We start from the raw sequence: 23,141 nt of genomic DNA on the forward strand, positions 1-23,141 counted from the left end.
TGATGGATACAGAACAAAACTCCAATCGCCGCTTCGGTGGCATAGAACGCTTATACGGCACACCGGCTTGGCACAAGCTCCAACAAGCACATGTAAGCGTCGTTGGCGTCGGCGGCGTTGGCTCTTGGGTGGTGGAAGCATTGGCGCGTTCTGGCGTTGGTCGCATTACCTTAATCGACTTGGACAATGTGGCCGAATCTAATGTCAATCGCCAATTGCCCGCCATCACACCTTTGTTTGGCATGCCCAAAGTCGATGCCTTAAAACAGCGCGTCTACGACATCAATCCGGCCTGTAAAGTCGAAACCATTGAAGATTTTGTCGACGAAGACAATATCGCCACTTTGTTTGCCGAGCGCGTGGACTTTGTCGTCGATGCCATAGACCAAGTGCGGGTCAAAGCGGCGATGGCGGCGTGGTTTGTGCGTCATAAACAGCCGTTTGTGGTGTCTGGAGCGGCCGGTGGTCAACGCCATCCCGAGCACATCCGCGTGGCCGATTTAAGCCAAGTGAAAAACGACAAATTGTTGTCTAACCTGCGCTATACCTTGCGCAAACGCCACGGCTTTAGCCGCGATACCGATAAAAAAATGAAAGTTGCCTGCGTGTATTCGCTGGAAACCGTAATGCCGCCACAAAACGGCGATGCCTGCGAGGTCAGCGGTTTACAAGGCCTGTCTTGCGCCGGCTATGGCGCCAGCATGTTGGTTACCGCCACCGTCGGCCTGCACTGCGCTCATGCCGCCATCGAACACATTGTGAATGCCCAGCATGACTGAGGGCACAGATTTGGAATTGGCCTTACAACCTGAGCCAGCCGTGGCATGGGTGTTTGGTCAGCCGGTGGCCGACATCCCCAAAGACTTGTTCATTCCGCCCGAGGCCTTGCAAGTCATCTTGCAGAATTTTGAAGGGCCGCTGGATTTGCTGCTGTATTTGATCCGCAAGCAAAATTTGGACATCTTAGACATCCCGATTGCCAAGATTACCGAGCAGTATTTGAGCTATATTGCCCAATTGGACAGCGCCCATTTTGATTTGGCGGCCGAGTATTTGCTGATGGCGGCGGTGCTGATTGAAATCAAATCGCGCTTATTACTGCCACAAGTCAAAGCCGTGGACGAGGAAGAGGAAATCGACCCACGCCAAGAATTGGCGCAACGATTACTTGCGTATGAACAAATGCGTTTGGCGGCGATGCGCTTGGACGAATTGCCGCAAGCGGGACGCGATTTTGCTTGGGCGGTATTGCATGTGGAAATGGACATTCCGAAAGCCTTGCCCCATGTCGATATCAGTGATTTGAAGCAAGCATGGTTGGCGATTTTATCGCGCGCCAAAAACCATGCCCAACACCAAGTGGTGCAAGATGCCATCTCCGTGCGTGCGCAAATGTCGCATGTGTTGCGCAGTTTGAAGCTGTCAGGCTCATGCCGTTTCAGCGCCTTGTTTAACGAGCAACAATCGGTGCCGCTGTTAGTCGTGAATTTCATCGCCATGCTAGAATTAATCAAAGAAGGTCTGATTTACGTACAACAACAGGCCGCTTTTGCCGATATCGACATCCACCTTGCCCAACACCACAGCGAAGAAAGCTTGCCATGACCGATGCTGTCAATGCCAAAGTCTACTCGACTTTAAGCCACCATTATTTGCAATTGCCCCACTGCTTGGCCTTAGGTCTGCGTTTTGAACACGCCGACAACCGCAGCCAAACCTTAAGCGTAGACTGGCGCGACGATGTGCTTGGCAACCACGACACCCAAGTCTTGCACGGCGGCGTGATCACCACTTTGGTCGATGTGTCGTCTGCCACCGCCGTGGCCGCGCACCTGCCCGATTTTGAAACCTTGGCCACGCTCGACATGCGCATAGACTATTTGCATGCCGCCACACCGCATCAGCGCGTCTACGCCACCTCCGATTGCTATCGCTTAAGCGGCCAAGTCGCGTTTGTGCGCACCGTGTGTTACCACGAAAACGACAGCGACAATCCCATTGCCTTGGGCACCGCCACTTTTATGCGCAGCCCCATTCCTGCTCACTTAAAGGAGTTGATCAAATGAGTGCTTACCAACTCCACCCCGTGCTCACCCAAAAAGCCCATACCGCCATGCCTTATACCCAGTTCATCGGCTTGGAAGTGTGGCTGAACAACCAAGGCACACCACTGTTTCACGTACCTTACAAAGCTGACAACATCGGCAATACGTTTTTGCCCGCCTTACACGGTGGCATGATAGGCGGCTTTATCGAAAGCGCGGCCACGCTGTTTTTGAAACAACACAGTGGCCTCGACCAATTCGCCAAAATCATCGACTTCTCGATAGAATACCTGCGCTCAGGCCATCCCGAATCGATGTTCGCCGCCTGCACCCTTACCCGCCAAGGCAGCCGCATCGCCCATTTGTCGGTAGAAGTGTGGCAAAAAGACCGCGAGCGCCCGATTGCTGTGGGCCGTGTGCACTGTTTGATGCCAGCGGCTTAGTATTGCCGTTTTGAGTTATTCCTTGTTTTACAGGCCGCTTGTATGGCATAAGCGGCCTGTAAACTTATTTGGAAAGAGTTCGCGATGATAAAACACCTGATGGCACTGCTTAGCTTGGTATTGTTGTTGTGCGGCTTAAGCGCTTGCTCCAAACCTGAATCCGCCTTGCCCGCGCAAACCACCGTGTTGATTTTGGGCGATTCGCTCACCCAAGGCGTGGGCGCCAGCGCACCCGAACATGCTTATCCCGCCTTGTTGCGCCAACAAACCGGCTGGAACATCGTCAATGGCGGCGTCTCTGGCAATACCTCCGCCCAAGCTTTAGCGCGCTTGCCCGCCTTATTGCAGCAACACCAACCCAAACTCGTCATCATCAGCATCGGTGGCAACGACTTTTTGCAACGCCGCTCCAACAGCGACACCCGCGCCAACATCCAACAAAGCATACGCTTAAGCCAACAAAGCGGTGCCCAAGTCTTGCTGGTGGCCGTACCTGAACTCACGTTGGCCGCTGCCGTTGGCCACCCCAACGACCACGCCATGTACGCCGCTTTGGCCAAGGAAGAGCAAGTGTACCTATTAGAAGATGCATGGAGCGATGTCCTTGCCGACGACGCCTTGCGCGCCGATGCCGTACATGCCAACGATGCCGGCTACCAAGTCTTCACCAAGCAGTTGCGACAACGCTTAGAGCAAATTGGTTGGTTGGATTAATGGTGGTGAAACAATGATATAAGCGGCCTGTAAACCTTACAGGCCGCTTATATCTATTATCCATATTGATTACCGCTGCTCGGTCACTGGTTTAAATGACAGGGCCACGGCTTGGGTTTTTTGCAGCAATTGCAGCAAATCTTCTTGCCCGTAACGGGTGCGTTCATACGGTAAGGCCAAACACACTGCTTGCCCTTGCTCATCGGTCACATCAGAATGCACTTGCACCAATGGTGGCGGCTGTTTGGGCGAATCTTCTTTGCTGCGAGCCGAAAAAATGGCGGTCACATCGCGCCAAGCCAAACCATCTTGATGCTGTTGGCAGCGCAGCTCTGCTCCTGGCAAATAACGGCTTTTCGTCCACATCATCTGTGTCCACTGCCACGCCAAACCTTCTTGCTGTAGGGTTAAATAAGCACGCCCTTGTGTGCGTGCTGCTGCCAGCATGCGCAACCAACGCCACCGCCCCAACACCGTGTGCAGCAGCCCCAACAAACCCACTACCACCAAGGCGACGCTGCGCCATTGCGGTTGCCATGGATTGAGAAAATACACGCCCATGATGGCCACATTCAGCCACAGCAAAATCCACAACGTCGATTCGGCAACTTTGTAAGCATAATCATCGTAAATCTCCACGGTGCGAGCAGGAAAATCCGTTTGGCGCGATGGACGCTGCGCCAACAATGCCATCTCCAGCATGTACATGCCATTAGTGAGCCCATATCTGAGAACAAACCACAACAGGATTAAGCCCAAACCCAGCAACTTCCTGAACTCCCTGTCCTCCACATAGCCTTTTTGCACATAAAACCCTATCAACACCACCGCCAAAATCTGCCCCAGCTTTTGGTATTTGCGCACATCTTGCAACAATGCCAACACCACCAGCGCCCACACCACACACACTGCCGCCACCCATTGCCACGGCTCGAAACGGTATTGCCACCCCAGCCAATACTGCCCCAACACTGGAATATGCTGGCTTAAAGCACTCACATACCACACCACGGCACTGCCAAGAAACAATACCCAAACTGGAATATTCCAACTCACTGTGGTCGGTACACGCATATTCGATTTCCCCTGTTGTGTGTTCTTATTACAAGATGCTCACATAAATTACGCAATCCATCATCAGTTTGCAGTCGTACCAAATCCCTACCTGTCGGCCTGTAAGTTTACAGGCCGCTTGTTTTTGAGTGCTTCCCTACGGTGTGAAACGGCTTCATGCCCAGATTGTGGTATTGCAGCAAGAGGTGGCGCAATTGCTTGGAAGTGTAATCGGTATGGGTTTGATTGATGCGCACATACAATACTGCGCCCGTATGGGTTTCAATAGCGGTCAGCCACAAATAGGTAATGGGGTTGTCGTTGCTGCCATCTGCCAATACCTGTACGTTTTTAAGCTGTGGCCAAGTGATGCTGTGCTGGTCTAGGCGAAATTGTGGACGCAGCTCTTGTTGCCATTTCGGTGCATGGTTGTTCAAAACCCGCCATGCCAAACCTTGGGGTTTGATGTCCAAATACTCGCCATCGGTTTCTGACAGCAAACGCAAGGCTTTGAAATCATTGTTGCGCTCCAGCCATTTGAATCCCACCAACAATAAGATGGCCACGCTGATGAAGGCGACAATGAGTTTGTCCGCAGTGGTTTCCAAGTCTTCTGCTTGCAGACCGGTCAACCAAAAGCCCAGCACACATAAAAATGCGCACAAAAGCACGGTTTGCAGTTTCAAATGTTGTTCACTGCGGCTGTGAATGTGTATGCGCACGGGCTCGAAATCCGCGTGCTGCATGGCGTAAATCAAGTGGTCGCGCCCATCGTTAGGCGGGTAAAAATACTTACGGATGGCATAAGCCAGCGCCCAATTGCTGCCTATATAGATGAGCAAACCCCAATACGCACCCTCGTCGCGAGAATGACTGCTGCCCACAGCCAGTATCACGATGAGCGCACTGACAAGGGCAAAGCCACAGCGGATGAGCTGTGCGGGTTCCCATACCCACTTGCCTTGTGGGTTGCGCTGCATGGCCAAATACACGGTCAACAGCGCCAGACACACCATCCACACATCAAAACGCGCAAACAGCGTCTCTTCGCGCGCATTATCCAGCCAAAATGCGCCGATGAGCACGGCAAACACCCAATTGGGCAAGGTTTTGATGCTGAACGATTTGGACATGGTCTGGGTTAAAACGAAAAATGATGATGGCCCAGATTAGCACAGCTTGTGCGTATAAATCTTGCGCTGAAACCATAACAAAGCGGCCTGTAAACCCTTTACAGGCCGCATTTAAGTAACTGGTGATAATTTAGGATAGCTTTAACAACACACACCGACAAGCATCGCCATACAACACATCCGCAGCTTTTTACTTTGATACCCTCATGCTCATCTAATCGAGGGGGCATTAAAAGTATTTTTGTTTCTGACGCTGGTCTTGTATCTGCTGGCAAATGGCATCAATTGGTGTCTTTGATAATTTAACTTGGTTCACAAACATCAGCTCAGCATTGTTCAGGTTAAACATCAATGACATATCTGCACTCATTGATTGCTGCGCTTGTATCTGTGCAGGCGTATAAAATTCGACGGTAACATAATATGGCAAACTACCTGTTTCATGGTACCAAGAACCGCGGATGCGCACGTCTTGTGCCTTTTCACTGCGTATCAAATTCACCAAGCAAGCAGGCACTTGGGTTTGTTGTTCATTCACACTGAAGACAACAGACTTTTTCGATTTCCCCAGGCCTTTAAGCTTCAGTTTCACCGTACCAAACTCCGCCGGCACAGACAATATACCTTGTTTGTCCATATCAATTTTGGTATCACGGTGCGCCCAACTGCTGTGCATCAGCAATAATAAGACGATGCCTATCATCCATTTAGGGTACATATGCTCTCCTGATTTATGCCATCAACAGAGACTGTACATGAAAAAGCGGCCTGTAAACTTTACAGGCCGCTTTTAAACTGTTTTAAACGTTGAGATTAACGTTTTTTACCAGTGATGGCAGCAATTGCCAAGTTTTCGTCACGTTTCAATGACACGCTTTGTACGCCTTCTGGGAACGCGATGTCAGAGATGTGAACGATTTGACCAGCAGTGGCAGTTTTCAAATCCACTACCAATTCAGCAGGCACGTTACCAGCAGTTACCAATACTTCGATTGATTGGATCAATTGAGATACGCGACCGCCTTGCAATTTAACTGCAGGAGACACTTCAGCATTGATGAAGTGTACAGGTACTTTGATTTTGATTTCTTTAGCAGCGTCAACGGCTTGGAAATCCACGTGCAATACCATTTGTTTGAATGGGTGCATTTGGAAATCACGTACGATGACTTGAGTTTCTTTACCGTCCAAAGCGATGTTCAACAATGAAGTGTGGAAAGATTCTTTTTGCAAAGCGTAGAACAAAGCGTTGCCGTCTACAGCAATTGCTGTAGGCTCTTGGTTTTCACCGTAGATAACGGCAGGAACTTGGCCAGCGCGACGCAGGCGGCGGCTCGCACCTGTGCCCTGTGCTTCGCGGATGGTAGCTTGAATAGATTGAGACATAATAACTCCAGTTAAATAAATAATGCCGCCATCGGTCGCGACCAACTTAAGACGGCTTATTGGGGTTTATGGGAGGAAACGCGCTCCCGGCGCGGTAACTTCCTCATTGAAGAGGTAAGATACAGATTCTTCGTTGCTGATGCGGCGTACGGTTTCAGCCAACAAGCCCGAAATGGTCACTTGGTGGATGCGTTCAGACGCCTCAGCTTGTTCGTTCAATGGAATGGTGTCAGTCACCACGACCAAGTCTATGTCAGATGATTCGATGCGCTCTACTGCGCCGCCTGAGAACACGGCATGTGAAGCGTAAGCCACCACGCGGCTGGCGCCACGCTCTTTCAATGCGGTCGCGGCTTTGCACAAGGTGTTGGCAGTGTCGATCATGTCGTCGATGATCAAGCAGGTTTTGCCAGACACGTCACCGATGATGTTCATCACTTCAGCCACGTTGGCTTTAGGACGGCGTTTGTCGATGATGGCCAAATCTACATGCAACATTTTGGCTGCGGCGCGCGCACGCACCACACCACCGATGTCAGGGCTGACCACGATCAAGTCTTCAAAACGACGTTGTACAATGTCGTGTATCAAAATCGGGGTAGCGTAAATATTGTCTACCGGAATATCAAAGAAACCTTGAATTTGGTCGGCATGCAAGTCTACGGTCAACACACGGTCGATACCGGCTGAGTACAACATGTTTGCCACCAATTTGGCCGAAATCGGTACACGCGCTGAGCGTGGACGACGGTCTTGACGCGCATAACCGAAATACGGAATGGCTGCGGTAATGCGGCCTGCAGAAGCACGTTTCAACGCGTCTGCCATGGTCAAGATTTCCATCAAATTGTCGTTGGTCGGTGCACAAGTCGGTTGCACGATGAACACATCGCGACCACGCACGTTTTCCAATAATTCAATCGCCACTTCACCATCTGAAAATTTGGTAACTGAAGCGCGACCCAACGAAATGTCTAAGTGTTTCACTACGTTTTCTGCCAATTTTGGGTTGGCGTTACCCGTAAATACCATCAAGCTGTCGTATGCTGCCATGTCGTCTTCAGTGCCTTGTTTTGAATGAAAGTGTGGATTCATAATGCTGCGTTCCCATCATGCGGTGACCGCCGCACGGTCAAGCGCGTAATCATACACCTTTTCCCTGCCAGTCTCCACCCAGATGGTGAAATTTACGATAATAATCAATTGTTAACGTGGTAAAAAAGCAAAAAGCGCATCAGATGTCTGATGCGCTTTTATTTGGCTGGGGTGGGAGGGATCGAACCTACGAATGCTGGAATCAAAATCCAGTGCCTTACCACTTGGCGACACCCCAATAAACTGGTTATCTCAAGAGTTGAAGTGTGTGGCTGGGGTGGGAGGGATCGAACCTACGAATGCTGGAATCAAAATCCAGTGCCTTACCACTTGGCGACACCCCAATTATCACTTCAATGTACTCAGAGGATGCTGGTCTAAACCTGCCACACAATAGGCTTCATATTCTGTCGCCACTTGTGCATAAACCTCGCGAGCTGCTGATTCTGTTTCACATGCTAAAAATACACAAGCACCTGAGCCGGTCATCATTGCCGCACCAAATTGTTTCAATCTGGATAAGGCTGCTGCTACCTCTGGGTATTCCTCACACACAACTGCTTGCATGTCATTGCGAAGCGGCTGCACCCTTGGAAAGACCCGTATTATGCTAGGGGCAGAATCACGTGTCAAGCGTTCGTGCCCAAAAATTTTTGCCGTCGCCACGTGCACATTGGGCTTCACCACCACATACCATTGATTTGGCACAGAAACCTCGGTCAACACCTCACCTATGCCAGATGCAAAAGAATTTTGACCAAAGATAAAAACCGGCACATCCGCGCCTAATTTCAAACCCAAATCCATCAATTGCTGCCGTGTCAGCTGGGTGTGCCACAGCTGATTCAAAGCCAACAATACCGTCGCCGCATCGGATGAGCCGCCGCCCAAGCCGCCGCCCATGGGAATGTTTTTCTCTACCCACAAGTCGGCTCCCAGTGTGCTGCCACTGGCTTGCTGTAAGGCGCGCGCCGCACGCACGCTCAAATCTTGTTCAGCATCGACGCCGTCTATCAAGGTGTGCAACACGATTTGGCCATCGTTGCGGCTGCGTATGTGCACGGTATCGTACAGGCCGATAAACGTGAACACAGTTTCGAGCAAATGGTAGCCGTCATCACGACGGCCGGTAATGTGCAACATCAAATTCAATTTGGCCGGTGCCAAAAAAGCCTGCGCATCGGCAGGCAGGTTTTGAAGCGTCATGTAAAGTCTTTCTTGGTTAACGCTGGCAGGTGCTACTCTCTAAAGCGGAAGCACCTGCTTGATAATCATTAAACGCCAAACGTATGCTCAATTGCTGGTTGTCCAATACCAAGATGCGCGGCTGCCCTTGGGCATCGACTTGGCGTTCTATCTTCCAACCGGCCTGTAACAAACGCCCTTGCTCATCCACGGTGTGTGGCTGATTGTCGGCATAATAACCGTGCGCCCACAAATCCAACGATTCTACTGGAATGGCAAAACCCATCAAACGCTCAGACAACTCGCTCGCCGTGGCCGCTTGGTAGACCTCACCGTTGCTGGCCGTCGCCACCACGCCGTTGCCATCTTGGCACAATTCGCCGACGGTATTGCCCAGCGGCGTGTTCACGCTCAATTGCTGCATTTTGCCATTGCTGTCCCAATCGAAATTGGCGTATGAACCTTTGTCGTTTTGCTTCACCGCCAAACGGCCAGCGGCGCTGAAATTCAAATCATCTCGCGAACCCGCTTGCCAAGCCGTTGGTGCTTGAGGTGTGGTTTGACACGCCGCCAACACACTCAATACTGCCGTTGTCGCGACCGCGCGCGCCAACAGCCTCATGGTTGCACTCCGGCGGCATCAGGCTGCGCTTTTACCGCAGCAGCACTGTGTTTCGGTTGCAGATTGTGGCGGGTCAAGGTTTCCAACAACACCGCATGGCTGCTGTCCAATTCCAAACCTTTTTTGGCAAACTCACGCGCCTTGCGCTCTTGTCCCAAAGCCATATAGGTATCGACCAAATGCGCCGCCACTTCTGGGTCTGGCATTTTGTCGTAGGCAAATTTCAAATACGCCAACGCTTTTTCAGGCTGGCCTTTTAAGTAATACGCCCAGCCCAAGCTGTCGTTGATGTGCGGTGCGTCTGGTGCCAATTTGTATGCTTGTTCCAGCAAGGCAAAGCCTTGTTCGCGCGACGACTCTTGTGCCAACAAGGTATAGCCCAAGGAATTCATGGCATTGGCGTCGTTCGGACGCAAAATCAATTGCTTTTGCAAGTCTTTCAGCGCATCTTCAGGCCGCTTTAATTTGTCTGCCAACAACAAGCCGCGCTGCGCATACAATTCTGCCAACAATTTCACATCGGGCGTACCGCTGGCCATTTGCTCGTCAATTTTCTTGCTGTACTCGCGGTACACCACCATCGGATCTTGCTGATTGTAAATCCACAACAATTCCAAACGCTGCGCCTGTGCTTGATCGTACAGGCTGTTGCCATTGGGCTTGCTGGTTTGTAACACATCCAAATGCTTGCGCATCTCGACCCAATCTTTGCGCTCGGCCGCGGCGGTGGCCAAAATCACACTCTTATCAAACAAGAAATCGGCATCGTTAATCTTCGCCGCCCACTGTGCGCCTTTTTCCGCTTGGTCTTGTCCAAACGCCACCACGGCCAATAAGGTCGCCGCACGATTGCGTTGTGGCGTGTCACCGCCTTGATACACTTTGCTTAAAAACACCTCAGCATCGCGATAGTCTTTCTTTTTCATCGCCAAGATGCCGGCCTGTAACTGCAATTCCGGGGTGGGATTCTTGCTGAGTTCGTTTTGTATCAATTGGAACGCTTTATCGTATTGCTCGGTGCGCACCAAGGTATCGATTTGCAATTCGCGCCACATGTCCGACAATTTGTTGGCATCGGCTTGGCTGAAAAATTGGTTAATCACTTGCGGTGATTTTTGCGCCAACAAGCCTATGGCCAATTGGGTGGTCGGGCGGATATCGGCATCCAAGCTGGCCAAACGATTCAAGGCTTTGACCGCTTGTTTGTCGTGACCAGACAAGGCCGCATACATCGCTTCTACCACCGCCGCTTCCGACATGTTCGGGTATTGTTTGGTGGCATCCATCACATGCTCATAGCCTTGTTGCGCCACTTGTGGACCAGCCAAACTCAATTGCGACAACAATAAGAACACACGGCGCGCCTGCGCTTCGTTCGCCAGCGTCAGCACCGCAGGGAAATCATTCAAAGCGGTGCCAATATTGCCACGCGAAGCGTCCAATTCCCACGCCATTTGTTTTTGCAATTGTGTCGGCACCGGCTCAACTTTGCGCCAGCGCTCCAACACCAATTGCGCCTCGTTATAAGCTCCGGCATTGATGGCTATTTGCATCGCCCGCTCAGCCAATTCAGGCCGGCCTGAACGCTCAAACATCACCACATACGCGCCCAAAGAACCGGCAGTATTGCCTTGTAATAAAGCCAATTCACTCGCCAACATGCCAGCGAAGGCATTGGCGTCTTGGGTGACTTTTTGCAAGCGGATTTTTTCGTCGGCAGCATCGCGCGCGCGTTGCGCCGTTGGCTTTTGCAATTTGTCCAAGCTGGTATTGATGTCTTTGGAGAGCGGCGACACCGCTGGCGCCGCAGGTTTGGTTTCAGCTTGCGCCATTGCAGGGGTCGCAGTGATCACGGCGATACAGGCCGCTATAGGTAACAGCCGTTGGTGCCAACTTGCCATAAAACGTCCATCCTTGAGTCATTTCAGGTTGAGGCCAATACTTTAACACAGCAATATGTTAGTTTGGGTATCCCTATGTCACACTTGAATCACCGATTTTTAGCCTCATTTTCACCCGCTCAGCATCAGCAGAAAGACATTCCATGCCAGAACTACCCGAAGTCGAAACCACCCGCCGCGGCATCGCCCCGTTTATAGAAGGTCAAACCATAGACCGTGTGGTGGTGCGCCAAAGCAAATTGCGCTGGCCAATACCCGAGGATTTAAACCAACAAATCGCGGCCTGTAAAATCATTGCGGTGGCACGCCGCGCCAAGTATTTGTTGATACATTTGGAACATGGTGTGGTGATGGTGCATTTGGGCATGTCGGGCAGTTTGCGCGTGTTTGAAGCCGATGCTGTCCCCGAGGCTGGCAAACACGACCATGTGGACTTGCTGTTGCAAAACGGCACAGTGTTGCGCTATCACGACCCGCGCCGCTTTGGTGCGTGGCTGTGGTTCAGCGGTGCCATCGAAACCCACAGCTTAATCAGCAAGCTCGGCCCCGAGCCTTTGGAAGACGATTTCAACGCCGAGTATTTACAGGCCGCATTGAGCACACAAAAGCGCGCTTTAAAACTGGCCTTAATGGACAACCATGTGGTGGTCGGTGTGGGCAACATCTACGCCAACGAGGCTTTATTCCAATGCAAGCTCCTGCCGACAACAGTGGCCAAAGACGTGACTTTGGCACAGTGCCACACATTGGTGAATGAAATCAAAGAGGTGTTGACCCGTGCCATTGCCGCCGGTGGCAGCACTTTGCGCGACTTTGTGAACAGCGATGGCAAAAGTGGCTATTTTCAGCAACAATACTTCGTGTACGGGCGCGACGGCCAAGCCTGCCATGAGTGTGGCGAGCTGATTACAAAAATGATTATCGGTCAGCGCTCGAGTTTTTATTGCCCACATTGTCAACATTGAGTATTTATGACTGTTAACTCACCCGCTCGCCCCATCTCTTACCCGCGCCGCCTCAAACGCTTGTGGCTGTCGTGGTTGTGGTTGGTGCATCTGGTGCGTGCCGCTCGCCGCAGCGCCAAGAACAACGACAATTCCAACACCACCGAATTGATGCAACAAGCCTCACAACAATTGCTCGATGCCTTGAATGTGCGCGTGGAATTGCATGGCAAAATCCCTGCCGATTTAAATGGTTTATTGGTGGTGGCCAACCACACCTCATGGCTGGACATTTTGGCCATGGCTTCGGTGCATCCGATGCAATTCATCGCCAAACAAGAAATCAAATCGTGGCCGGTGTTGGGCAATATTGTGGTGGCGATGGGCACTTTGTTCATCAACCGCGCCCAACGCAAAGACACTGCCAAAATCAATGCCATGATTACCGAAGAATTGCATCACGGCGGTACGGTGGCTTTTTTCCCCGAAGCGCGCACCTCCGATGGCAAAGGCTTGCGTGCGTTCAAAGGTGCGCTGTTTCAAGCGGCGATAGACAGCAACAGCGCCGTTTTACCCATAGCTTTGCGCTACTTCAACGCCGATGGCAAACGCTCTAGCCACGCAGCATTTACCGATGAAGTGAGTCTGCCCAAGTCTTTTCTGACCATATTGGCCGAAGAAGAAACGGTGGTGCGCGTCGATTTCACCGACGTGTTGCGGCCTGAAACCCGTACCGAAGACACCTCACGCTTTACTTTAAAGCAACAAGCACAGCAGCAAGTGGCCAGTTTGGTGCTCGATGATCGTGATTTAAAAAAACTTTCGGAATGGGATTATTTATAAATTTAATCAATTAATAGATATTGATAAATTCACTTTATAAGCCTTCCCGTTCATAATGCATTTCATCGAATCGCAACACAGTTTGTTTAACACAAGCAGTTACTTATTATTCAATGGAGATAAAAATGGCATTAGCAAGCAAAGAAGGTCAACGCATCCCTAACGTATCATTCCCAGTGCGCGAAGGCGACGCTTGGAAAACCATCACCACCGATGAAATTTTCTCTGGCAAAACCGTGGTCGTGTTCTCATTGCCAGGCGCATTCACCCCAACGTGTTCCTCTACCCACTTGCCACGTTACAACGAATTGGCGTCTAAATTCAAAGAACGCGGCGTAGACGAAATCGTGTGTGTGTCTGTGAACGACACCTTCGTGATGAACGAATGGAAAAAACAACAAGAAGCCGAAAACATCACCGTGATTCCGGATGGCAACACCGAATTCACCAAAGGCATGGGCATGTTGGTGCACAAAAACGACTTGGGCTTTGGTGACCGTTCATGGCGCTACTCTATGTTGGTCAAAGATGGCGTGGTGGAAAAAATGTTCATCGAACCTGAAAAAGACGGCGATCCATTTGAAGTGTCTGATGCCGATACCATGATTCATTACATCGACAAAGATTTTAAAGACCAACCTTCTGTGAGCATCTTCACCAAACCAGGTTGCCAATACTGCGCCAAAGCCAAAGAATTGTTGCAAGAACACGGCTTGGCTTACGAAGAAATCGTCTTGGGCACTGATGCCTCTACCGTGTCTGTTCGCGCCATCACTGGCAAAGCCACTGCACCACAAGTGTTTATCGGCGGCGAATACATCGGTGGTTCTGAAGACTTGGCCGCTTACTTTGCCAAACAAGTGGCTTAAGTCTCACCTCTCAAAATCTTCCTGAACTTTGGTCGCGCACTTAGCGACCAAGCTGAATGGCCTAGGCCGTTCAGCTTACAGGCTGCCTCTGTGTGGCAAGCGGCCTGTAAGCTCAATGGCTTAAAGCACTGACAAAATACAAAACAAGGATGCTCAAATGAACAAAATACAAGCAGATGTGGTGGTTATTGGTGGTGGTTCCGCAGGCATGGGCGCGTTTCGCGCCGCCCGCAAAGCAACAGACAATGTCTATATCGTAGAAGACTACAAATTTGGCACCACTTGCGCCCGCGTCGGCTGCATGCCATCTAAATTGCTGATTGCCGCGGCCGAAGCCGCCCACCAACCCAAACACACTGCCCAATTTGGCGTGCATATCGATTGTGAAGTGCGAGTGGATGGCAAAGCGGTGATGGACCGTGTGCGCGCAGAGCGCGACCGTTTTGTTGGCTTTGTGGTCGAAGACGTGGAAGCATGGCCGGAAGACAAACGCTTATTGGGCCGCGCCACATTCAAAGACGCGCACACCATTGTGGTAACCAACCAAGCAGGCGAACAAACCCAAGTCACCGCCAAACGGGTGGTGATTGCCACCGGCTCTCGCCCCATTGTTTTACCAGCATGGGAAGCCTTGGGCGAACGCCTCATCATCAATGACGACGTGTTTTCATGGGAAACCTTGCCCAAATCTGTGGCCGTGTTTGGTTCAGGCGTCATCGGTTTGGAATTGGGCCAAGCCTTGGCACGCTTGGGTGTGAAAGTGCATGTATTTGGTCGCGGCAACACCATAGGCGGCATTTCCGACCCCACCGTCAGCGCCAAAGCCTTGGAAATTTTCCAGCAAGAACTCGACATGCACTTGGATGCCAACACCAGCGTTAGCCTCAATGCCGCCGGCAATGTCGAAGTCGCTTACGACCAACACGGTGAACAAGGCGTGTTTGAAGCCGAGTACCTGCTTGCCGCCATCGGTCGCAAACCGAATACCGATAACATCGGCTTGGAAAACCTGCCAGAATTGAAATTGGACAAACACGGCGTGCCCGTGGCCGACCGCCACACCATGCAAACCAGCATCCCGCACCTGTTTATCGCTGGCGACGCCTCCAACCAATTGCCGCTGTTGCACGAAGCCTCAGATCAAGGCGTGATTGCCGGTAAAAACGCCGGCACTTATCCGGAAATCGACCGCGGTTTGCGCCGCAGCGCCATCGGCGTGATTTTCTCAGACCCACAAATCATGAGCGTGGGCTACCGCTGGCGCGACTTGGCCGATTTGTATCCTGATTGTGGCTGTTTTGCCGAAGGCGAAGTGTCATTCCACAACCAAGGTCGCTCGCGGGTAATGGGTGTGAACCGCGGCATGTTGCGCGTGTATGCCGAACAAGGCAGCGGCCGCTTCTTGGGCGCGGAAATGATAGGCCCAGCCGCCGAACACATCGCCCACTTATTGGCTTGGGCACACCAACAAAAAATGACCGTGGCCGAAATGCTCGACATGCCGTTCTACCACCCCGTCATCGAAGAAGGCGTGCGCACCGCCCTGCGCGATGTGAATGCCAAACTGCAATTGAGCGCCGACTTGGAAGCCGAGTGCGCAGCCTGCCCAGGTTTGTAAACCAATTTGCATCGAGACAAAAGCGGCCTGTAAATCGTTTACAGGCCACTTTTATTCATGTCTGTTACCTTCCAAACGAGGTATCTCGAATATGAATCGCAAATTTTTCCCATAACGTAATGGTAATTAACAATGGTTTTTGTGAGCCAAATTCCAAGGTTAAAGTATGGTTTTTTTCATCCATGAGAAATCTGCCCAAGTCTTCAAAAAAGAAATGGTTAATCACCACATCATTTTCATTTGAGAGAATAATCGTGACACTGTGGTCTGCACGTGAGACCGAAATTTGCAGTTTGTTTTTATCTGCATCCTGAAACTGCATGGTTTGTACCTGATAATCATCATCCATACTGCATTCACAGCCAAATACAGACACAAAATCAAGACAGTAAGGTATCGACAGTTCAGACATTTATTTCTCCCAGTTTCGTTTCACAATACAGGTATTGAAACCAATGCTTCAAAAGTGTCAAAAGCGGCCTGTAAAGGTTTACAGGCCGCTTTTTAATATTCAATGCATCAATGATAAGTGTGGGCATTAACCCAACACATATTTGGCCAAAGACTGCTGCACCTTGGTGATGTTAGAACCCTTGCTAAACGTCTTTTGCAGCGGTGCACTCTGCCCCGAAATCCAAATTTTCAATTCCGAATCCATGTCAAACGTGCCCGCCGTTTCTACCGAGAACGACACCATGCTGCGATACGGCACGCTCAAATACTCGACTTTCTTGCCGGTCAAACCCTGTCTGTCGATTAAAATCATGCGCTTATTGGTGAACACAAACGTGTCGCGCAACACCTTATACGCACTGTCCACGATTTCACCCGCCACCAAAACTTGCGCCAATTCCTTTTGCAATTTGTCGCCATCGGCCTCACTGGCATTGCCCATCAAACCACCCAATAAACCCATGACTTTCCCTTTGTGTGTTGGTTTTCATACCGATGCAAGACTGTAGGATATTTATGCGCAAAAGACCAGTATCCTGTTTTAAGAAGCCTCGCTTAAATCAAACAAAAGACAAAGAGGATTCCTTCGCTTAAATATGCCATCAAAATTCCAGTTATGATGCACACTCACTTTATACATGACCAAATATCTGAGGCTCCTATCCATGAAGGTTTATAAGTATCGAGGCGTTTTTGAAAGAGATTTAAACAGTTTAGAACTAGACCAATTTTGGGCTTCAACAACAAACCAATTGAATGACCCATGTGAAGGTTTACTTATCTCTGACAATCTTGAGCAACAATTGCATGAGTTTTCACTATTGATAAAGCAATTCTCTACTGCCAATGTAGAAGAATCTAAAAATTCTCTAATGAAATCAATTAAGAATATTCTCAGCATGAAAGATAATAGACTGGGTATTTTTTCCTTAAGCAAGGTTTTTGATGATGAATTACTTTGGGCTCATTATGCAAACAGCCACTATGGTTTTTGTATAGAATTTAACTTAAATAAACTCACTTCACTTTATTATGAAAATAAATACACAGTGTTAGATGTTATCTATACAGACCATCCACCTAAGCTTGATTTTCAAAAGTTATTAACAATCCTAGAAAAAGACACATCCAAGCAAATCCAACAGCAGATGTTAGGTTATAAATCCAAACGCTGGGAATATGAAAATGAAATTCGCATTATCAGCGATACCGCACAAATCCAAAACTATGATTTCCGTGCTGTAACCGCCATTTATTTTGGACTGCGTATGGCTGAATCTGAAATCCAACAAGTGATGCGAGCTTTGCAAGGGCGTGGCATCAAATATTTTCAAATGCAATTAAAAAACAATTCATTCAAGCTGGAAGCCATCCCCTTACCTGATGCATTCCCACATTCCCCTAAATACAAATACTCAGTTGCCCCTATTGCAAAAGATGCAATAGCACCCCAATACCTCAAAGAAGAGCACAAACAATATGCTGATTACTTGTACAAAGCAGGTGAAATATTAAGACGAGATCCTTATTGCCTTCAATTAGATGATGTCAATATAAGCGATAAAAAAAGCGAAAATGGAGAACCTACTATTTATGGTAGTTATGCATCACCATATAATAAGTATAAAAAGCAATATTTAACTCTTGCCGAAATTGATACTTTGTATAGCCAAATTGATGATTTAGAAACATCTATTTGAAATCCTTCTGACTACTTCATTCAATAAAGCGGCCTGTAAACAATTTACAGGCCGCTTTTCCCTACTCAAACCATTACTTCACAATCTCCAACAACTCCACTTCAAACACCAAAGTTGAGTTAGCGCTGATTTGTTTGGATTTGTGTTCGTCTTTGTAAGCGAGTTCTGAGGGCACGAATAAGCGCCATTTGCTGCCGACGCTCATTAAGGGCAAGGCGATTTGGTAGCCTTGGATGAGGCGGGCGATGCGGAAGGTGGCGGGTTCGCCGCGCTCTACCGAGCTGTCAAACACTTCGCCGGCCAAATTGTGGCCGTGGTAATGGCACACGACGGTGTCGTCTAATGTCGGTTTCGCGCCTGTGCCCGCTTGCAACACCTCGTATTGCAAGCCAGAAGGCAGGCTAATCACACCGTCTTTGCTGGCATTGGCAGCCAAAAAGGCTTGCCCTTCTTCCAAGTTTTTCAAGGCCAAAGCGGCTTTCTTTTTGGCCAATAATTCGGCAACTGACATGGTAAACACCCGTTCAAAAATGGCCATTATACTGGCTAAGCTGTGCCGCACGCCTGAGTATGCGGCCTGTAAACCGTTTACAGGCCGCTGCTGTGGACTTCAATCCCGCAATAACAGCAACACATCGGTGCGCAATTCATGTTCGGCCACATCGTGAATGAAATTGTGGTAATGAAACACGATGGGGAAATCACCTGCTTGTTCTTGCTGTTCAGGCAACCATGTGCGGAACAAATGGTAAATGCTGTTGTTGATGGTGTCGTGGCTGCCTTCATGGTGAATGACAGCATAACGCCCTGCTGGCAATTGCCCATTGAGCACGCCAAAATCGTTTGCAGGCACAGGCTCGGTCACGCTGCCGGCAATGTCAAACACGAAGGCTTCTTCTGGCACTTGCTCAGGATCGGCGTGTGGAATGCCATAGGTATGACTGGTTTTAATCGGCGATAAGCCGCTGCTCTGGCGCCAAGCGATAAACTCGGTGGCGGTTTCTAGCACGCGCTTGGGTGAACCCGTATGGCGTAAGTAAGCAATGTTTTCAGCGCTGCGCTGTTGAATTTCAATGTTCATATTGACCTCAATAATGGGATGGATCATCTGCAATTGCGTTTGCCAAAGCGACCAATCGGGTTGCTGGCGAAACGCGGTAGGTGTTTGGTGAAAGCGGCGTTTGAACGCACGACTAAAGGCTTCGTGGCTGTCAAATCCTGCTTGCAGCGCGATGGCGATGATGCTCTCGCGCTGAAACGCCAACTGATAAGAGGCTCGCTTCAGGCGACATTGCTGCACATAAGCCATCATGCTCATGCCGGTGATGGCGGTAAACAGACGATGCACATGGAATTTGGACAAATAAACCTGTTGGCACAATTGCGCCACATTCAAATCATCGTCCAAATGCAGGTTGATGTATTCACACACCCGCTGAATTTTCTCGGCATCGTTCATCTTGCTTCCTGTCGTCTTGGCATGGCGTGCAGTATCGCAAACGCTCCTTGCCCGCGCTTGATTGAAATTGCGGTTTTGTCTGTGGGTGGCAAACCATGGTTTTCTGCACAGACCATGAAAAACCATTTGCATCCATCTCAATCCATGTTAGTATCCATGCCAGTTTCTCTAAGAAACCCTTTTATCACAACACTTTTGGAGGCTGGTATGGCGCAATTGCACCCTGTTGCAATCGGTTCGACTTTATCGAACACGCTGTGCGCGCACACGCCTCCTGTGTCTCCCCCTGTTCAAATCGCTGCAGTTGCCGATGTGGCTGCTGTACGTGTTGTGGCTGTGCTTGCTGTTTAACACTGCTGCAAAAAAAAATCTCGCAAATTTATTTGAATTGGATGTGCTGATGCTCAGCACATAAGGGAAAATCATGTCTATTGTTTCCAAACATTCTGCAGGCTTGGCCATGCTGGTCTTTGTCTTGCTGTGGGGCAGTGCCGCCATCTTTACCCGTTGGGGCTTGAACCATTCTTCTGTTGCCATCTTGTTAATCGGCCGTTATGCGGTCGCCATTGTTGTCTTGAGCTTGTTGGCCTTAAAAACCCGCCAGTGGTTGCCCGATAAGGGCACGCGGCTGCAAGTGTTACAGGCCGGTTTTTTATTGGTGGGCGGCTATTCCATCGCCTATTTTGAAGCGATGGCGCACGGCATCACGCCAGGGCTATTGGCCACCTTGCTCGGTACGCAACCGATTTTGACTTTGCTCCTTACCGAATGGCGCTTTTCGGCCTTGCGCCTCATCGGCTTATTGTTGGCCTTGGCGGGTTTGATTTTAATCGTCGGACGCGGTTTGAGCATTGCCGGCATGGATGTGTGGGCGTGGCTGTTTTCATTCATCGCCTTGGCTTGCATCACTTTGGGCACGCTGCTGCAAAAGAAAATCAAGCAAGCGCCGCAGCAAGTGCTGCCGCTGCAATTTGTGCTGACTTTGTTGATGTGTCTGCTGCTGTTACCGCAAACCACCATGCCCACCGATTTCAGCTTCGGCTATTGGATACCGGTATTGTGGTTGGGGGTGGTGATTTCGGTGGTAGCGCAATTGCTGCTCTATAAATTGATCCAAGGCGGCAATGTGGTCAACATCACCAGCTTGTTTTATTTGGTGCCCATTGTCACCGCGATATTGGACTTTTTGGTGTGGGGTCATGCGATGTCGTTCACCGAAATCCTCGGTATGGCGGCCATCGTCTTGGGCATTATCTTGGTGTTTAAACCAAGTAAGTAAACACTGAGCGATGGCAACACAAACAAGCGGCCTGTAAATGGTTTACAGGCCGCTTTGGCTTGATGGTTAATGCTTACGCATCAAAACCAAGACTCTACGGTGTTACTTAGTGTTACTTCCTAGGGTACGGCTGCTACTGTCTTCTCCTGAAGATTATGATTTGGCTTTTGCAACGGCGTGTTTGGCTGCATGGTGTTTCGCGGTTTTGTGCGCTTTTTTACTGACTTGGTGCGCTGCAGGTGCAGCTGGCTTTTTTACCTCTGCTTTAACAGGTGTGACTTTTGCAGGTGTCGCTTTGGCAGGCGCGGCTTTGGCGGATGTTGTTTGGGCAGGAGCGACAGTGGCGGCCATGCTCATGGCAGAAAATGAAGCAACAGCGGCAATCACAACAGCGTTTACAAGTTTGTTCATTCACAACTCCTTTATACAAGTTAAATCTACTCAGGTTAAATCGGAACACAGTATCGGTTTCGGTGAGTGCATGATGCGCTCGAAAACTTAGGCGAAACTTAGGAGAGTTTGAAACTGTGTAAGCCTCAATCCGGCTTTAATGTAGCTGGGTTAAAACACATTTAGATGCTTGTTTTTGTGGGTTTTATATTAAGATAAAGCTTAAAAACAACATAAAAAAAGCGGCCTGTAAACGATTTACAGGCCGCTTGATATGCTCGCCAGATTTATCCCCAATGCTGGCGCGTCGCCACACAGCTTGGAAAGCGCTGTAACGAAGTGTCTACCACGCTCGGCGCCCAAACCGAGCCACTGTCATCGCACCAACGACTGGGCGCAGGCGCTTTGAAGGTGTGCGCCAGCAGTGCTTGGCTGGTCAAATCTTCACGCCAACCCATGCGCACATCGACATTGCTGGCGGCCTGCATTTTCGCGTGAATGCGCGCTTGCGTCGCCGCATTCGCCCATACCGGCCGATAATCATTGCCATTGCTGCGCCCCGATACCGACAGCGGCAAGGCGAGCACGTCTTGCGCCAGCAATTGCTTGCCAGCGAAATCCAAACGCAATTGCACCGCCACGCTGTCTTTGTCCGATGGATTGCCATTACCGCCAAACACAAAATTGGCGAGCGAATACACAATCACTCCTTGCTTGTAACGCTCCAAGCCTTGCACCACATGCGGATGGTGGCCGAGCACAGCGTTGATGCCGCGGTCTATGGCGTAATGGGCGATTGCGCGTTGGGTGGTATTTTGGCGGTATTGGCGCTCTTGCCCCCAGTGAAACGACATGATGAGGTAATCGACGTCTTGGCCTTTGAAATGCGCCAACGCTTGCTCCACCGCCTCTTTGCCTTGTGCCACACTCCATGCTTTGGCGCCAGCCAAGGCGATGCGTTTGCCTTTGATGTCGATGATTTGGTATTGCTGATAGCCAAATGCCGGTATTTGTGCGGCCTGTAAGGCTTGCAGCGTGTCGGCATGGCCTTGTGCGCCATAATCGTGGCTGTGGTTATTGGCCACATTCACCGCTTCTATCGAACCTGCGCGCAACACGCCCACCAATGCCGGCGCACCTTTGAACACAAATGGCTTATCCATTCCACCGTTGGCCTGCGTCAGCGGCCCTTCCAAATTAGCAATGCTCAAATCATCGTGTGCCAACACATCGGCCATTTCTTGCATAAAATACGCATCGCCTTGCTCACGCCACACCGCGGGCAAAGTGCCGGCGCTGACATCGCCCAAATGGCTGCCCAAAGTGGTGTCACCCACGGCGGTAATGGTGATTTGGCTCCAAGCACTCGCGGCTGGTGCCGCCAATAATAAGGGCGGCAAGGCGGTTTGTTGGCGGTACAGCTGGATGGGTCGTTGGTACACACGTTCCAAGGTGATGACGCCTATGGCCGTGCTCAGCGCTGCCGCCGCCAACAAAGCCCACGGTGTGCTGGCTTTATCGGTCTCGACTGTCGCAATGTCTGTTGCCACACCAGCAACATCGGCATCGGCAAGCACTGCCTCCCACTGACCACCAAAACGCTGCGCCCACATACCATCGTAACGCTCACGCAAACGCGGATGCAGCAGCCATTTGCGCGCCAATAACCATGTTTGCAGCGGAATGCGGTGCACATGCGCATTCAAAGCGGCCTGAATTTGTGCGGCAGTGGCGGTATGCGGCAGGTTTAAATGCGCATACAAATTGAGGTGGGACAAGGCCGCATGTTGGGCGGTGAGATTTTTCAAATACAAATTGTATTGCAGCCGCAGCGTGTCGCTGAGCAAATAGCGTTCGGCCTTGGCCAATATCGCTTCGGGCAATAATTTGGCCGTGTGATGCAGGCCGATGACATGGCGCAAACGCGCGCCATCTGCGTTTTCAGGTACGCCCAATAAGGCATACAAATTCACCGCTTGCGCGTCGACAGTCCCCATGTGATTTCTTTT

26 protein-coding genes, 2 tRNA genes and 1 pseudogene are annotated in these 23,141 nt (G+C 50.3%); 12 read left to right on the forward strand and 17 right to left on the reverse strand.

Going from position 1 to position 23,141, the window contains the following annotated elements:
* The first annotated feature begins 2 nt into the window (after window positions 1-2).
* From BN3003_RS10045 to BN3003_RS10065, 5 genes are all read left to right on the forward strand, one after another.
* Window positions 3-779 (forward strand): tRNA threonylcarbamoyladenosine dehydratase, encoded by a 777-nt coding sequence (locus tag BN3003_RS10045; protein ID WP_058356522.1) that lies wholly within the window; start codon window positions 3-5, stop codon window positions 777-779.
* Window positions 772-1,605, forward strand: coding sequence for a segregation and condensation protein A (locus BN3003_RS10050; RefSeq protein ID WP_058356523.1), 834 nt, complete (start codon window positions 772-774; stop codon window positions 1,603-1,605). Before BN3003_RS10045 ends, BN3003_RS10050 begins: the two co-directional genes overlap by 8 nt.
* On the forward strand, window positions 1,602-2,066 hold the full coding sequence (locus BN3003_RS10055; RefSeq protein WP_058356524.1) for a PaaI family thioesterase: 465 nt from the start codon (window positions 1,602-1,604) through the stop codon (window positions 2,064-2,066). Before BN3003_RS10050 ends, BN3003_RS10055 begins: the two co-directional genes overlap by 4 nt.
* Window positions 2,063-2,488, forward strand: coding sequence for a PaaI family thioesterase (locus tag BN3003_RS10060; RefSeq protein WP_058356525.1), 426 nt, complete (start codon window positions 2,063-2,065; stop codon window positions 2,486-2,488). The genes BN3003_RS10055 and BN3003_RS10060 overlap by 4 nt, the downstream gene beginning before the upstream one ends.
* An 84-nt stretch (window positions 2,489-2,572) precedes the next feature.
* Window positions 2,573-3,202, forward strand: coding sequence for a GDSL-type esterase/lipase family protein (locus BN3003_RS10065; RefSeq protein WP_058356526.1), 630 nt, complete (start codon window positions 2,573-2,575; stop codon window positions 3,200-3,202).
* A gap of 69 nt (window positions 3,203-3,271) precedes the next feature.
* Here BN3003_RS10065 and BN3003_RS10070 read toward each other — a convergent pair whose 3' ends face one another.
* The 10 genes from BN3003_RS10070 to BN3003_RS10115 form a co-directional block, all read right to left on the reverse strand.
* Window positions 3,272-4,276, reverse strand: coding sequence for a hypothetical protein (locus tag BN3003_RS10070; RefSeq protein WP_058356527.1), 1,005 nt, complete (start codon window positions 4,274-4,276; stop codon window positions 3,272-3,274).
* A 107-nt stretch (window positions 4,277-4,383) separates the two neighbouring features.
* Entirely contained in the window at window positions 4,384-5,388 is a 1,005-nt protein-coding gene (locus tag BN3003_RS10075) for a hypothetical protein (protein ID WP_058356528.1), read from the reverse strand.
* Between the two features lie 229 nt (window positions 5,389-5,617).
* Entirely contained in the window at window positions 5,618-6,106 is a 489-nt protein-coding gene (locus BN3003_RS10080; RefSeq protein ID WP_058356529.1) for a hypothetical protein, read from the reverse strand.
* A 95-nt stretch (window positions 6,107-6,201) separates the two neighbouring features.
* Window positions 6,202-6,774 carry a 50S ribosomal protein L25/general stress protein Ctc gene (locus tag BN3003_RS10085; RefSeq protein ID WP_058356530.1) on the reverse strand — a complete coding sequence of 191 codons (573 nt, stop codon included), beginning with the start codon at window positions 6,772-6,774 and terminating at the stop codon, window positions 6,202-6,204.
* A 66-nt stretch (window positions 6,775-6,840) separates the two neighbouring features.
* On the reverse strand, window positions 6,841-7,827 hold the full coding sequence (locus tag BN3003_RS10090; RefSeq protein WP_058356794.1) for a ribose-phosphate pyrophosphokinase: 987 nt from the start codon (window positions 7,825-7,827) through the stop codon (window positions 6,841-6,843).
* Window positions 7,828-8,032: 205 nt separating this feature from the next.
* A tRNA-Gln gene (locus BN3003_RS10095) sits at window positions 8,033-8,107 on the reverse strand.
* 31 nt (window positions 8,108-8,138) lie between these two features.
* A tRNA-Gln gene (locus BN3003_RS10100) sits at window positions 8,139-8,213 on the reverse strand.
* A gap of 4 nt (window positions 8,214-8,217) precedes the next feature.
* On the reverse strand, window positions 8,218-9,075 hold the full coding sequence (ispE, locus tag BN3003_RS10105) for a 4-(cytidine 5'-diphospho)-2-C-methyl-D-erythritol kinase (protein WP_058356531.1): 858 nt from the start codon (window positions 9,073-9,075) through the stop codon (window positions 8,218-8,220).
* 16 nt (window positions 9,076-9,091) lie between these two features.
* Window positions 9,092-9,676 carry an outer membrane lipoprotein LolB gene (locus tag BN3003_RS10110; RefSeq protein WP_058356532.1) on the reverse strand — a complete coding sequence of 195 codons (585 nt, stop codon included), beginning with the start codon at window positions 9,674-9,676 and terminating at the stop codon, window positions 9,092-9,094.
* Window positions 9,673-11,577 carry a UDP-N-acetylglucosamine--peptide N-acetylglucosaminyltransferase SPINDLY family protein gene (locus BN3003_RS10115; protein ID WP_058356533.1) on the reverse strand — a complete coding sequence of 635 codons (1,905 nt, stop codon included), beginning with the start codon at window positions 11,575-11,577 and terminating at the stop codon, window positions 9,673-9,675. The genes BN3003_RS10110 and BN3003_RS10115 overlap by 4 nt, the downstream gene beginning before the upstream one ends.
* A 143-nt stretch (window positions 11,578-11,720) precedes the next feature.
* Between BN3003_RS10115 and mutM the strand changes: the two genes are divergently transcribed.
* The 4 genes from mutM (at window position 11,721) to BN3003_RS10135 (ending at window position 15,851) form a co-directional block, all read left to right on the forward strand.
* Window positions 11,721-12,542: a bifunctional DNA-formamidopyrimidine glycosylase/DNA-(apurinic or apyrimidinic site) lyase gene (gene mutM, locus BN3003_RS10120; protein WP_058356534.1), complete on the forward strand. Its 822-nt coding sequence runs from the start codon at window positions 11,721-11,723 to the stop codon at window positions 12,540-12,542.
* A 6-nt stretch (window positions 12,543-12,548) separates the two neighbouring features.
* Window positions 12,549-13,364, forward strand: coding sequence for a lysophospholipid acyltransferase family protein (locus tag BN3003_RS10125; protein WP_058356535.1), 816 nt, complete (start codon window positions 12,549-12,551; stop codon window positions 13,362-13,364).
* A 125-nt stretch (window positions 13,365-13,489) separates the two neighbouring features.
* Window positions 13,490-14,233 carry a glutathione peroxidase gene (locus BN3003_RS10130; protein ID WP_058356536.1) on the forward strand — a complete coding sequence of 248 codons (744 nt, stop codon included), beginning with the start codon at window positions 13,490-13,492 and terminating at the stop codon, window positions 14,231-14,233.
* 157 nt (window positions 14,234-14,390) lie between these two features.
* Window positions 14,391-15,851: a dihydrolipoyl dehydrogenase gene (locus BN3003_RS10135; protein WP_058356537.1), complete on the forward strand. Its 1,461-nt coding sequence runs from the start codon at window positions 14,391-14,393 to the stop codon at window positions 15,849-15,851.
* 64 nt (window positions 15,852-15,915) lie between these two features.
* Here the strand turns inward: BN3003_RS10135 and BN3003_RS10140 are convergent, their stop codons facing one another.
* Both BN3003_RS10140 and BN3003_RS10145 read right to left on the reverse strand, forming a co-directional pair.
* The gene (locus BN3003_RS10140; RefSeq protein WP_147645407.1) at window positions 15,916-16,263 is read right to left on the reverse strand and encodes a hypothetical protein; all 348 of its coding nucleotides are present in this window, start codon (window positions 16,261-16,263) and stop codon (window positions 15,916-15,918) included.
* 126 nt (window positions 16,264-16,389) lie between these two features.
* On the reverse strand, window positions 16,390-16,767 hold the full coding sequence (locus BN3003_RS10145; RefSeq protein WP_058356539.1) for a PH domain-containing protein: 378 nt from the start codon (window positions 16,765-16,767) through the stop codon (window positions 16,390-16,392).
* Window positions 16,768-16,969: 202 nt separating this feature from the next.
* Here BN3003_RS10145 and BN3003_RS10150 point away from each other — a divergent pair, with 202 nt between their 5' ends.
* The gene (locus BN3003_RS10150) at window positions 16,970-18,004 is read left to right on the forward strand and encodes a DUF2971 domain-containing protein (protein ID WP_058356540.1); all 1,035 of its coding nucleotides are present in this window, start codon (window positions 16,970-16,972) and stop codon (window positions 18,002-18,004) included.
* 73 nt (window positions 18,005-18,077) lie between these two features.
* Here the strand turns inward: BN3003_RS10150 and BN3003_RS10155 are convergent, their stop codons facing one another.
* The 3 genes and pseudogenes from BN3003_RS10155 to BN3003_RS10160 all read right to left on the reverse strand — a co-directional run bounded on the left by BN3003_RS10155 (window position 18,078) and on the right by BN3003_RS10160 (window position 19,463).
* On the reverse strand, window positions 18,078-18,413 hold the full coding sequence (locus BN3003_RS10155; protein WP_267886121.1) for an FKBP-type peptidyl-prolyl cis-trans isomerase: 336 nt from the start codon (window positions 18,411-18,413) through the stop codon (window positions 18,078-18,080).
* Window positions 18,390-18,584, reverse strand: a pseudogene (locus tag BN3003_RS19220) (FKBP-type peptidyl-prolyl cis-trans isomerase N-terminal domain-containing protein); the annotation flags it as partial. The pseudogene BN3003_RS19220 and the gene BN3003_RS10155, both read right to left, overlap by 24 nt.
* Window positions 18,585-18,614: 30 nt before the next feature.
* Complete coding sequence (locus BN3003_RS10160) at window positions 18,615-19,463, reverse strand: AraC family transcriptional regulator (RefSeq protein ID WP_058356542.1); 849 nt, start codon at window positions 19,461-19,463, stop codon at window positions 18,615-18,617.
* Window positions 19,464-19,520: 57 nt separating this feature from the next.
* Here BN3003_RS10160 and BN3003_RS19375 point away from each other — a divergent pair, with 57 nt between their 5' ends.
* Window positions 19,521-19,814, forward strand: coding sequence for a hypothetical protein (locus BN3003_RS19375; protein WP_234333050.1), 294 nt, complete (start codon window positions 19,521-19,523; stop codon window positions 19,812-19,814).
* 73 nt (window positions 19,815-19,887) lie between these two features.
* Window positions 19,888-20,742, forward strand: coding sequence for a DMT family transporter (locus BN3003_RS10165; protein ID WP_058356543.1), 855 nt, complete (start codon window positions 19,888-19,890; stop codon window positions 20,740-20,742).
* Between the two features lie 153 nt (window positions 20,743-20,895).
* Here the strand turns inward: BN3003_RS10165 and BN3003_RS10170 are convergent, their stop codons facing one another.
* Together BN3003_RS10170 and BN3003_RS10175 are read right to left on the reverse strand one after the other, a co-directional pair.
* Window positions 20,896-21,153 carry a hypothetical protein gene (locus BN3003_RS10170; protein ID WP_058356544.1) on the reverse strand — a complete coding sequence of 86 codons (258 nt, stop codon included), beginning with the start codon at window positions 21,151-21,153 and terminating at the stop codon, window positions 20,896-20,898.
* Window positions 21,154-21,419: 266 nt separating this feature from the next.
* Window positions 21,420-23,129, reverse strand: coding sequence for a CapA family protein (locus BN3003_RS10175; protein WP_058356545.1), 1,710 nt, complete (start codon window positions 23,127-23,129; stop codon window positions 21,420-21,422).
* Window positions 23,130-23,141 lie beyond the last annotated feature (12 nt).

The sequence above is a fragment of the Vitreoscilla massiliensis genome (genome assembly GCF_001457815.1).
In the GTDB taxonomy this organism is placed as follows: Bacteria; Pseudomonadota; Gammaproteobacteria; order Burkholderiales; family Neisseriaceae; genus Vitreoscilla; species Vitreoscilla massiliensis.

Bases quoted from the DNA above. Each gene is read 5' to 3' on its own strand.
- BN3003_RS10080 (WP_058356529.1), bottom strand. From the start codon at position 6,106: ATGTACCCTAAATGGATGATAGGCATCGTCTTATTATTGCTGATGCAC.
- mutM (WP_058356534.1), top strand. From the start codon at position 11,721: ATGCCAGAACTACCCGAAGTCGAAACCACCCGCCGCGGCATCGCCCCG.
- BN3003_RS10085 (WP_058356530.1), bottom strand. From the start codon at position 6,774: ATGTCTCAATCTATTCAAGCTACCATCCGCGAAGCACAGGGCACAGGT.
- ispE (WP_058356531.1), bottom strand. From the start codon at position 9,075: ATGACGCTTCAAAACCTGCCTGCCGATGCGCAGGCTTTTTTGGCACCG.
- BN3003_RS10150 (WP_058356540.1), top strand. From the start codon at position 16,970: ATGAAGGTTTATAAGTATCGAGGCGTTTTTGAAAGAGATTTAAACAGT.
- BN3003_RS10175 (WP_058356545.1), bottom strand. From the start codon at position 23,129: ATGGGGACTGTCGACGCGCAAGCGGTGAATTTGTATGCCTTATTGGGC.
- BN3003_RS10135 (WP_058356537.1), top strand. From the start codon at position 14,391: ATGAACAAAATACAAGCAGATGTGGTGGTTATTGGTGGTGGTTCCGCA.
- BN3003_RS10160 (WP_058356542.1), bottom strand. From the start codon at position 19,463: ATGAACGATGCCGAGAAAATTCAGCGGGTGTGTGAATACATCAACCTG.
- BN3003_RS10145 (WP_058356539.1), bottom strand. From the start codon at position 16,767: ATGGGTTTATTGGGTGGTTTGATGGGCAATGCCAGTGAGGCCGATGGC.
- BN3003_RS10140 (WP_147645407.1), bottom strand. From the start codon at position 16,263: ATGTCTGAACTGTCGATACCTTACTGTCTTGATTTTGTGTCTGTATTT.
- BN3003_RS10070 (WP_058356527.1), bottom strand. From the start codon at position 4,276: ATGCGTGTACCGACCACAGTGAGTTGGAATATTCCAGTTTGGGTATTG.
- BN3003_RS10090 (WP_058356794.1), bottom strand. From the start codon at position 7,827: ATGGCAGCATACGACAGCTTGATGGTATTTACGGGTAACGCCAACCCA.
- BN3003_RS10065 (WP_058356526.1), top strand. From the start codon at position 2,573: ATGATAAAACACCTGATGGCACTGCTTAGCTTGGTATTGTTGTTGTGC.
- BN3003_RS10110 (WP_058356532.1), bottom strand. From the start codon at position 9,676: ATGAGGCTGTTGGCGCGCGCGGTCGCGACAACGGCAGTATTGAGTGTG.
- BN3003_RS10165 (WP_058356543.1), top strand. From the start codon at position 19,888: ATGTCTATTGTTTCCAAACATTCTGCAGGCTTGGCCATGCTGGTCTTT.
- BN3003_RS10060 (WP_058356525.1), top strand. From the start codon at position 2,063: ATGAGTGCTTACCAACTCCACCCCGTGCTCACCCAAAAAGCCCATACC.
- BN3003_RS10050 (WP_058356523.1), top strand. From the start codon at position 772: ATGACTGAGGGCACAGATTTGGAATTGGCCTTACAACCTGAGCCAGCC.
- BN3003_RS10115 (WP_058356533.1), bottom strand. From the start codon at position 11,577: ATGGCAAGTTGGCACCAACGGCTGTTACCTATAGCGGCCTGTATCGCC.
- BN3003_RS10125 (WP_058356535.1), top strand. From the start codon at position 12,549: ATGACTGTTAACTCACCCGCTCGCCCCATCTCTTACCCGCGCCGCCTC.
- BN3003_RS10045 (WP_058356522.1), top strand. From the start codon at position 3: ATGGATACAGAACAAAACTCCAATCGCCGCTTCGGTGGCATAGAACGC.
- BN3003_RS10170 (WP_058356544.1), bottom strand. From the start codon at position 21,153: ATGAACAAACTTGTAAACGCTGTTGTGATTGCCGCTGTTGCTTCATTT.
- BN3003_RS10075 (WP_058356528.1), bottom strand. From the start codon at position 5,388: ATGTCCAAATCGTTCAGCATCAAAACCTTGCCCAATTGGGTGTTTGCC.
- BN3003_RS10055 (WP_058356524.1), top strand. From the start codon at position 1,602: ATGACCGATGCTGTCAATGCCAAAGTCTACTCGACTTTAAGCCACCAT.
- BN3003_RS10130 (WP_058356536.1), top strand. From the start codon at position 13,490: ATGGCATTAGCAAGCAAAGAAGGTCAACGCATCCCTAACGTATCATTC.